The organism is Blautia sp. OM07-19, from assembly GCF_003481595.1.
GTDB lineage: Bacteria > Bacillota > Clostridia > Lachnospirales > Lachnospiraceae > Blautia_A > Blautia_A intestinihominis.
In genome coordinates this window covers 151,077-160,421 of sequence record NZ_QULA01000005.1, presented here as the reverse complement: position 1 = coordinate 160,421, position 9,345 = coordinate 151,077, and the positions used below count along the sequence as shown (strand labels likewise).

Below are 9,345 nucleotides of genomic sequence, written 5' to 3'. Positions count from 1 at the left end.
TTTCTCAACCTTCTTTCTCGGAATTCCCTATATTTGAATTATACAAGAAGCTCCTCTTCTTCTTTCCAAATCCTCTGTTCTTGAAACTTTAATTCCTCTTTATTTTTCTCCATCTTCTTCAAATGTGCCCGAAGTTCTTCCTCAGACATGCAATTAACCTCATTCACATAATACCTCCTTTATTTTTGTTGCAACAATTTATTAAGCTTCCTTATTTTCTGTATTCTTTTTTAAAGCAATCCATAAAACTATAAAAAAAGCCACATACACAACCATCCCCATCATAGTCGATTCCCTAGCATACTTTGTTGACAAATTTAATATACCCTGCTCTTTCCCAATTTCTTTTACCACATCCAAACCAGAAAATTTTTCCATCCAATGTTTGAGTTGCCATAAATAATAGACAATTACAGCAAAATATATACCTATAATTCCGCCTAATCCCAAAGTATAATTTTTCATAGATTTATTCCATAAAATTTCTTTCTTCGCTACATAAATATATAAAGCAAAGATAATGATACTCCCTAAAATAAGGATTCCCATTTCCATCATAAAGGCTGTAATAATCAAATTACTTGCAGACTTTGCAAATTGTTCTATAATAGCATCTACACCCATTTTTAAACATGCTACCGCTAAACCAAACATTACTCCAACAAATCCAATTTTTAAATAATTTTCATTTTTTCTGTTTTCTATTTTAATAGCTACATACAGCGCAGCACTATAAAATGTCCACAAAATAAATGCTGCTATAAACAATTGATCAAAATATCCCCATGCCATATATGGAACTCCAACTAATATCTTAGAAGCACCTCCGAAAATAAGCGTTGCAATTATTACAATCAAAATATCTTTATTCTTCTCCATCATTCATTTTCCCCTTTCAATAATTCTTCTAATAATTTCTGACTATCCTCGTCCGCAAAAGATGGTGTAGATAATTTATCACTAAAATCTAAAATTTGTGTTCGGCCAAACTCCATAAACCCATCAACAGATTCAATATATGCTTTATCACCAGAATAGGTTAACGGTGTATACATTAATTTTCCATCCGTTGAATATGATAAATAACCCGAAATATTTGTATCTTTATGTCTTTCATCCAAAGTGCCCGTTATCGTATAAGTTCCGTCTGGATTTGGAACATCTTTTCCCGAAGCTATTTTATATATTCCTGCTGCATAATCTGATGCCCATATTTTTCCAATGCCAGGTTCTGAGTCTCTATATGTATCCATTGGAATATTATAATTCCAGTTCTGAAAAGTTGCTCTATCTTCTGAATTTCCAACACAAATAGTGCCTCTATTTCCACCTTCTGAAGACTGGAAAATAACTGTCACTTCGCTTTTGGATAATGAAGAAAGTGTAAATTGCGTTAACCCTAATAACGCACTCAAACCTGCTGCTGCCTTTACATTTGGATCTGTTGAAGATAATTCTCCTGATAATACCTTATGTCCAGATGTTGTATATATATCTTCTTTAGGTATTTCTTCCAAACTAAATCCTAAAATTCCCTCTAATGCATCAAACTCCATTGCTGAGATTTCTTTTTTCCCATCCAACTTCCAAATAGGTTGAAAAGATATTTCATTATCTGGAACATAAATAGGATATATCTCTCCTTTATAAAACAACGCTTTTTTATCTTTTGAAAGAAATACTAATTCTGTTCCTTCTGTACGTTTTATACACGCAATATCCATTGTCGTTAAAACAATTCCTTTTTGTTTCAAATACTCAGTTTCTGATTCGCTTAATTTTAATTCCTCTTTAGCTTTCAACCACGATTCCAGCTTTAAGCATTCCACCTCCATAATTTTTTTCCAATCGAAACCTGTTCTGGGTATGTATGTTCCACTTTGAAATCGTCCGCTCATACTATTAAGTGCAGTTGTGATAGCTTCACGCAGACTACTTGTCGTTGAAAACAATATACTTGTACTACCTTCAATTTCATCATATTTATCTGATTTGCTTTTCCATTCATCATACAACTTCTGACTAGATTCAGCCAATCGTTTATAGTCATTTACCTTCCAACTATAATATAAATCTATGATAGAATTAGAAGTCTCTTTTTTCATTTCATACTCATCTGCTTTTTCCAAATAAAACTCCTTGTTATCAAGTGCTTTTTTCATTTGGCTTTGAATATTCGCCCCATCAAGAACTTCATCTCCTACCAAATCTTTTAGTGTTGAAAATTCTGCAATATCATACGCATTCGCCGACTTTATTGCATCAATTACAGTTATATAATCGGCCAACTGTTGCTTTAAATTCTCAAAAGAAACGCTTTTAATTTCATTATCTGTAGAAAATGCAGTTACACTCTTAGAAACAATATCCAGAGTCTCATTATCATTTTCGAGCTTATGGATTGCCTGATCACATTGGCTTTTTATATCATTCGGGTTTAAATAATCACTTTCTTTCATAAACTTTCCTCCCTAGTCATCGGCGGCTTTAATCACTGGATATCTAGTTCCATGTTGTGCAAGTTTCCCCATCATCTCATCAAACTGCGAAAAACTAAGATTCAGACTTCTTATATTGTGAACATCACCATCTAAGGTCTGCCCTAATAATTCAATTCCTTGCTGTGCATATCCGTATGCCTCTTTACTTTTACTGTTCGCTGAAATTGTTGTCTTAGAATCCTGTGGAACTAACGGAACATGACGAAAATAACTTTTAGCCGTTTCAATTTGAGTTGCAACTTCGTTTACATGCCCATTATTTACTTTTATTCCTTTTGACATCGTCACCATCTCCTTTACTAAATTTATAAACATGCACTCTTATATTTAATACTACTTTATTTACCATAACATTCAGCATAAAAACTTTATTATTATTTTCATAAATAATATTTCCATTTAAACCTAATGTTTTTATATAATTTCCTACTTCTATATTTGTGACACTTGTGTCAAGTTTTATATTATTTTCTTGATTATTCTGTATATCTGCTATCACCTTAATTATAGTAGCATAAGTCGAATTTATTGCCTTCTCAATCCCAGATAGTAGTAAAGATGAAGCCACTTTTTCTTGTAGTACTTCTGCATCAGTTTTCTTTTCTCCAGCTATCTCTAAAATAGTTTTTTTACCTAAATTGTGTTCTATAAAATAAGAATTTCTCCACGATAGTATTTCAAATCTTTGATTTCTTTTAGCATTCTGGTTACTTTCAATTACAACACCTAACGGGTTGTAATAATTAATAAAATCTGTATGTGTTAACTTAACAATATACTTTTTGCATTCTTCCTCCCAAGAAATAGTAACATATTTTCCATGCATCATTGTTCCCAGATCTTTCATTCTACAAATATAGGAGATAATAGCAGAAATCGTACAATGATTCTTTAGATTTTCTTGTTCCTGATTCATATAATCTAACATTCTACTTTGAGCAATAACCGCTGTTATTTCTGAATATCTTTTTAGAAAGTCCTATAAAAAAGGACTTAATTTAGCATCTCCATTGAACCATCTACAGCTTCTTCAAATATAGCAACACTAAATAAAACTGCCAAAAGTACAGATGATACAATTCCATAGATATTCAATTTTTCATATCTATTTCATGATCCTACTTTCTTCTTTATTCTGCCTCATTAATTGGTTTTTTCATAATATCATCATTGATTTGATATGATGGATCGTCTGCTTTTTTCATTATTTCTTTTAGCTTTTCGTACGAAAATGACTTGACATCCTGATTTGGAAAGTCATTCCCCTCCCTAACATAATTGAGCACAATCTCTGATAGGCGTGTCCAATACCGTTCTATCTGATGTTCGCCTTCAAAGTCCATACCAGTATCTGTAATAACTCTTTTACGATACCATTCAATGTAATCATGCACTTTATTATTTTTATTTAGGACATATAAATTCCCTTCCTCATCAAACTCACTTGATAAATACTTTTTTACATCCTCTAATGTGACCTTTTCTTTACAACGGTCAGACATATTATAAACATGTAACGCAACAAACAACTCCTTTTCATCAATATGTTCATATGAACTATATTCATATAAATGAAGCGGACCATCCTTGCGAATTAATGCATCATTTTGTCTTCTATAAGCTATACAAATCTCCCATTCTCTTTCTTCCGCTTCCTTCTTTTGAAATTGCAGATATCGCAGATATAAAATAGAGCCTATTGCTATAAAGCAACATATTAACACACCAACTTTCACTATTTTTTTCATAATCAATCCTCCATTATCGAATCCTTAATAACATACCACGAATTTTCTTTTTTCTTTATCAATTCCCTTAACTGTTCTTCCGAAAGTGATGCAACTGACATTGGTATATCATATTCTACATTAATCGTATAATTATCGCCTGCTCCCGGCGTACTTTCTGCTATCTCTACAGGTATTTGAATCTTTTCTGTCAGCTGTTCAGCCTGGGCAATCGCACTAGAAATTTCTTTCAATAAGTCTTGTTTGGGATTATTCTGTGCTCCCGGAACATCTACAATGGAGAATGTTACAGAAGGCGGAACTTCTGTTCCTGTTTGCTGAAAAGTAACTTGATAACTTCCATCAGGCTGTTCGGTGGCAACCAGCATCGGTACTTGAGATTTCAGTTCTTCCAAATAGCTTGCTAACGTATCCGTTAATTGTTCTTCTAATTTTTTATTGTTCTGATTATTAGCATTTACCCATCCATTCTTTATTTCTGTCAAGTGATTTTGAATTTCTCTTAATTGGGTTTGGATTCCGCCTTTGTCTGGAGCCTGACTCACATACTCTTTTAAAGACTGTTCTAACTTTTTATTTGCTTCCTCTGCAATTGAGTTTCCTTCCTCATCTACCGTTAAGTCTATTTCTTCCACATTAGAAGCAATTTCTGTTAAAACATTGGCTAAAGTATTCCCATTTTCACTTAATCCCTTAATTTCTTTTTCAATGTCTTCGACGCATTTTAAATATTGTTCATCTATATTTTTAGCTAATTCTGAATTTTTTTCTGTATAAGAGACAAAATCTGGTGCTTCAATTTTATTTTCTTCTCTCACAATTTCTGGCATTTCAATCAATGCCACAAGATCTGATGCCGCAATACGGTCAATCGCATCTTTATCCCGCAAATCATTACTCATTACATTAGATGCCCCGTCCTGTGCATTGTGAAACTCATTCAGAATATTGTTCAAATACATATAACTCAAACTGTCATTTAATGTTTCCGCATAACTTACAACATTATAAAGAAGTTCATATTGAGACTTTCCAGAAAATGATTTGTTAATCACATACTCAATCTGTGAAGCTTGAGGGGTTCCATTTAAGCTTTCAACACTTTGAGAAAAAGTGGCAGGAATTGTAACATACGCTCCATATTTTCCAGTTTCAAACCCCATACGTGCTTCTTCTAACGAAGAATATTCAAAATCTGTACTTGGAAATTTTGATATCCTATCAGCATAATTAATAATCTCTCCACCAACAGTTGTCCCTTCATCAAGATTAACTACTGCAATTTTTCTTGATTCCTGTTTCGTGTCTTCTGTTTCATCAACTGGGGCAACTACTTGTTTTACATCAGGTTCTTTTTGATTTGTTTATCCAAGAAAATATCCCAAAGTTCCTACAAGCCCAATACATCCCACAGCAAGCAGAACTGCAACGACTTTTTTATATTTCATTACAAATCATTCCCCTCCTTATCTTTAGAATTACATTTCAAATGTAGTTTCTATTTAGCCCATTTTACAATAATCTTCCTTTTCTCACAATATTTTTTTGACAGACTAACTAATTTTTTAACAATTATAGAAAGTATTTTGTTTACTTTCTCAGCAAACTGCATATCAGCAAGCACCATAATAATAAAAGGTATATTTTTTCAATTTCAGCTCAATTTCCCCTCAATGTCTTTTTCCTCCAACTTTCGTATGCTTATCTCACAGCAAAGCAGTACCACACCGGTACAGCCTGCTGAATCAATCAATACGAAAATGGAGGTGTTTTTTATACGAGAACTCAGAAACACAAAAATCATTGCTGTAGATCACGGCTACGGCAACATGAAAACAGCAAATACCGTCACACCAACCGGAATCAAAGCCTATGAAACAGAACCCATCTTCACCGGGAATATTCTGGAATATAACGGCATTTACTACCGGATTGGCGAAGGGCACAAAGAATTTATCCCGGATAAAGCTATGGACGAAGAATATTATCTTCTGACGCTGATGGCAGTTGCAAGGGAACTGAATGTCTTTTCCATCCGTGAAGCAGACATTCATCTAGCTGCCGGGCTTCCTCTGACGTGGATCAGAAACCAGAGGGAAGAATTTCGTTCCTATCTGCTCCAGAATTCTGAAATCCATTACCGATTTAACAGCAAAGAGTATCATATCCGCTTTGTGGGATGCAGCCTTTACCCGCAGGGATATCCGGCTATTGTAAACTGGCTTGGAGATTTCAAGGGAACCAATCTTCTTGCAGATATCGGAAACGGAACCATGAATATTCTATATATCAACAATAAGAAAGCTCAAGAAAGCCGGTGCTGGACAGAAAAGTTCGGCGTAAACCAATGTATGATTGCCGCTAAAAACGCTGTTCTGGACAAATTCGGAGTAAAGATTGAGGAATCCACCGTAGAGCAGATTCTACGGTTTGGAACCGCTGACATTTCAGCGCCTTATCTGGATTGTATTACTGCTGTTGCCAGACAGTATGTCACAGATATTTTTGCCACACTCCGCAAATATGAATACAATCCTGACCTGATGCGCCTGTATGTGGTCGGAGGCGGTGGATGCCTGATCCGTAACTTTGGAACGTATGACAAAGCACGAGTTACCATCCTTGATGATGTCTGTGCCACTGCCAAAGGTTATGAATCTCTGGCTTATATGAGCCTGAAAAGGAGGGGATAAGCCATGCAGAACCATATCCGCAACACAAACCTGCGATTTAATCTGGACAAAGACCAGCAGCGGAAAGCCTGGGAATATTTACAGACGATGGACAGGCAGAATTTTAAATCTTACAGCCAGGTAATCTCCCTTGCACTGGTCGATTATTTTGACCGCTACTACCGCACTCAGGCTGATCCCTATCTGGAAACAAGGGAACGGGAAGAACTTTTTGTGAAACAGATTGTAGAAGCAGTGGAACACAGCCTGAAACAGTCATTGCCGATTTTTCTGTCCGGGCTGACTGCAGGCATGTTGGAAAGGGAATCCCCCATCAGGGTGCCCTTTCCAGCTCCTGAAAAAGAACAGCCGGATCGTGATATAGACTGGGATTTCCTTGGAGAATAAACCATTGTGATTGGAGGTGAACACATGACGGACTTTCTGACAGCAGACACAAGCCTGCCATCTTATATGATGTTTCCCCGTTTTCCTCTGGACATGGAAATAAACGAAACTGCCAAAATGCTTTATATGATCCTGCTCGACCGTGCAAGGCTTTCCCAGAAAAATGAGGGCTGGTCAGATACAAATGGTCATGTGTTCCTCTACTTTACGATTGAAGCACTGGCAGAAGTTCTCCACAAAAGCCAGATGACGGTAAAAACTGCTCTGGCAGTACTGGAAAAACAAGAGCTTATCTTCCGAAAACGGCAGGGACCCGGACACCCTAATCGGATCTATGTAAAAATCCCGAAAGAAACCCTCAGCAATACAGACAGAATTCTTTCCTCAAGACAGACAGAAAACTGTCCTATTGACAGACAGGATTCTTTCCCTGATACAGACAGAAAACTGTCCAGTAATAAGAAAGAGATAAAAAAGAACCATTTAACAATAAGAGGGAGTAAAGAGCCACGCTCACCCTATGGAACATTTCAAAATGTTTTTCTGTCAGAGACGGAGCTGGAAGATATCCGGCAGACAATCCCTGACTGGCAGGACTATATGGAACGCTTATCCGGTTATATGGCTTCTACCGGAAAGAAATACCAAAACCATGCAGCTACCATCATCCGTTGGGCAAGACAGGATCATCCTGTTTCCCGGCAACGAAATTATGAAAGTGAGGAATACGAAACACTATGACAAGATTTACAGAAAAAGCAAATGCTATAACACCAAACAGAGAACTTCAGCCTGATGAATATTTTAACGAAACAGACCACCTGATCTACTGTTCCAAATGCAATACGCCAAGACAGTGCAGGCATGAATTACAGGGAAAGGTTCTTATTCCTTCCATCCGCTGTAAGTGCCAGCAGAAGATCTTTGAACAGGAGGAAGCCCAGAGAAAACTTCATGAAAAGCGAATGGAAATAGAGCATCTCAAAACCAGCGGCTTACAGGACAAATCACTTTATGACTACACCTTTTCCAAAGATAACGGCATCAATCCGGAAATGAAACTTGCACACAATTATGTAAGTAACTGGGAAGAGATGAAAGCAAACGCTTCCGGACTTCTCATCTGGGGCGATGTCGGTACTGGAAAATCTTTCTTTGCAGGCTGCATTGCCAATGCCCTTCTGGAAAAAGGCGTCCCGGTACTGATAACCAACTTTTCCCGGATTCTGAATACCCTTACCGGAATGCATTTTGAAGACAGGAATCAGTTCATCCACAGCTTAAACCGCTACAGCCTTCTGATCATTGATGACCTCGGAATTGAACGGAACTCTGACTTTGCACTGGAACAGGTTTTCAATGTGATTGACAGCCGTTACCGCAGTAAAAAGCCCCTGATCATAACAACCAATCTCACTTTATCAGAGCTGAATAACGCCGCTGATATCGCACACAAGCGAATTTATGACCGGATTCTGGAGAGATGTGTTCCCATCCGTATCAATAACCGGAATATCCGTCAGGACAATGCAACAGCTAATTTAAAAAAAACGAAAAAAATTCTGTTAGATAATCACACTTCAAACCAGAGTTGAAACAAAGCAGCATCGCACAATAACTATTTTTCACTGACAGTAGTACTACTTTCTTTTCTTATTTATCACCAGAGACATGCCACTGTCAGTTATCTAAAACTATAGTACTAAACCACAAGATTTTAAAACTAAATCGCCCGGATACGGGCATAAAAAGGAGGTGCCAGATATGGCAAATAAAAGAATTATGACACCAGAAGAAAAAGTGCTTTTACAGGCAAAACACAGACTGGAAGAAATCGAAGCAAGAAACCGTAAAAAGGTACGTAATGCCAGAACACGCAGATTGATTCAAGAAGGAGCGATTCTGGAAAGCATTGCTCCCCATATTAAAGAAATGGATTTAGATACCCTAAAGCGGGAGCTGATGATCCGGCTAAGGGGAATGTAAACGCACAAGTTCTACTCCCGAAGGGCGCAC

12 protein-coding genes are annotated in these 9,345 nt (G+C 36.6%); 5 read left to right on the top strand and 7 right to left on the bottom strand.

The annotated features are described in order from the left end of the window. Nucleotides 1–38 precede the first annotated feature (38 nt). The 7 genes from DXC01_RS20870 to DXC01_RS05920 all read right to left on the bottom strand — a co-directional run bounded on the left by DXC01_RS20870 (nucleotide 39) and on the right by DXC01_RS05920 (nucleotide 5,412). Nucleotides 39–167 (bottom strand): hypothetical protein, encoded by a 129-nt coding sequence (locus DXC01_RS20870; protein ID WP_279221573.1) that lies wholly within the window; start codon nucleotides 165–167, stop codon nucleotides 39–41. A 34-nt stretch (nucleotides 168–201) separates the two neighbouring features. Continuing rightward, on the bottom strand, nucleotides 202–882 hold the full coding sequence (locus DXC01_RS05945; protein WP_004614749.1) for a hypothetical protein: 681 nt from the start codon (nucleotides 880–882) through the stop codon (nucleotides 202–204). Then, on the bottom strand, nucleotides 879–2,459 hold the full coding sequence (locus DXC01_RS05940; protein ID WP_004614750.1) for a hypothetical protein: 1,581 nt from the start codon (nucleotides 2,457–2,459) through the stop codon (nucleotides 879–881). Before DXC01_RS05940 ends, DXC01_RS05945 begins: the two co-directional genes overlap by 4 nt. 12 nt (nucleotides 2,460–2,471) lie before the next feature. Further along, nucleotides 2,472–2,783 (bottom strand): TIGR04197 family type VII secretion effector, encoded by a 312-nt coding sequence (locus DXC01_RS05935; protein WP_158551238.1) that lies wholly within the window; start codon nucleotides 2,781–2,783, stop codon nucleotides 2,472–2,474. Then, nucleotides 2,758–3,417, bottom strand: coding sequence for a hypothetical protein (locus DXC01_RS05930; protein WP_044988162.1), 660 nt, complete (start codon nucleotides 3,415–3,417; stop codon nucleotides 2,758–2,760). Before DXC01_RS05930 ends, DXC01_RS05935 begins: the two co-directional genes overlap by 26 nt. Nucleotides 3,418–3,631: 214 nt before the next feature. Next, nucleotides 3,632–4,249: a hypothetical protein gene (locus DXC01_RS05925; RefSeq protein ID WP_004614753.1), complete on the bottom strand. Its 618-nt coding sequence runs from the start codon at nucleotides 4,247–4,249 to the stop codon at nucleotides 3,632–3,634. Between the two features lie 2 nt (nucleotides 4,250–4,251). Then, nucleotides 4,252–5,412 carry a hypothetical protein gene (locus DXC01_RS05920; RefSeq protein WP_004614754.1) on the bottom strand — a complete coding sequence of 387 codons (1,161 nt, stop codon included), beginning with the start codon at nucleotides 5,410–5,412 and terminating at the stop codon, nucleotides 4,252–4,254. Nucleotides 5,413–6,024: 612 nt separating this feature from the next. On the opposite strand from DXC01_RS05920, the gene DXC01_RS05915 reads away from it, so the two are divergent. The 5 genes from DXC01_RS05915 to DXC01_RS05895 all read left to right on the top strand — a co-directional run bounded on the left by DXC01_RS05915 (nucleotide 6,025) and on the right by DXC01_RS05895 (nucleotide 9,315). Then, entirely contained in the window at nucleotides 6,025–6,942 is a 918-nt protein-coding gene (locus DXC01_RS05915; RefSeq protein WP_117753648.1) for a ParM/StbA family protein, read from the top strand. A gap of 3 nt (nucleotides 6,943–6,945) precedes the next feature. After that, on the top strand, nucleotides 6,946–7,329 hold the full coding sequence (locus DXC01_RS05910) for a hypothetical protein (protein WP_004614758.1): 384 nt from the start codon (nucleotides 6,946–6,948) through the stop codon (nucleotides 7,327–7,329). A gap of 24 nt (nucleotides 7,330–7,353) precedes the next feature. After that, nucleotides 7,354–8,070: a replication initiator protein A gene (locus tag DXC01_RS05905; protein WP_118659566.1), complete on the top strand. Its 717-nt coding sequence runs from the start codon at nucleotides 7,354–7,356 to the stop codon at nucleotides 8,068–8,070. Continuing rightward, nucleotides 8,067–8,924: an ATP-binding protein gene (locus DXC01_RS05900; RefSeq protein ID WP_004614760.1), complete on the top strand. Its 858-nt coding sequence runs from the start codon at nucleotides 8,067–8,069 to the stop codon at nucleotides 8,922–8,924. Before DXC01_RS05905 ends, DXC01_RS05900 begins: the two co-directional genes overlap by 4 nt. A 169-nt stretch (nucleotides 8,925–9,093) precedes the next feature. Continuing rightward, complete coding sequence (locus DXC01_RS05895; RefSeq protein ID WP_004614761.1) at nucleotides 9,094–9,315, top strand: hypothetical protein; 222 nt, start codon at nucleotides 9,094–9,096, stop codon at nucleotides 9,313–9,315. The last annotated feature ends 30 nt before the right edge of the window (nucleotides 9,316–9,345 follow it).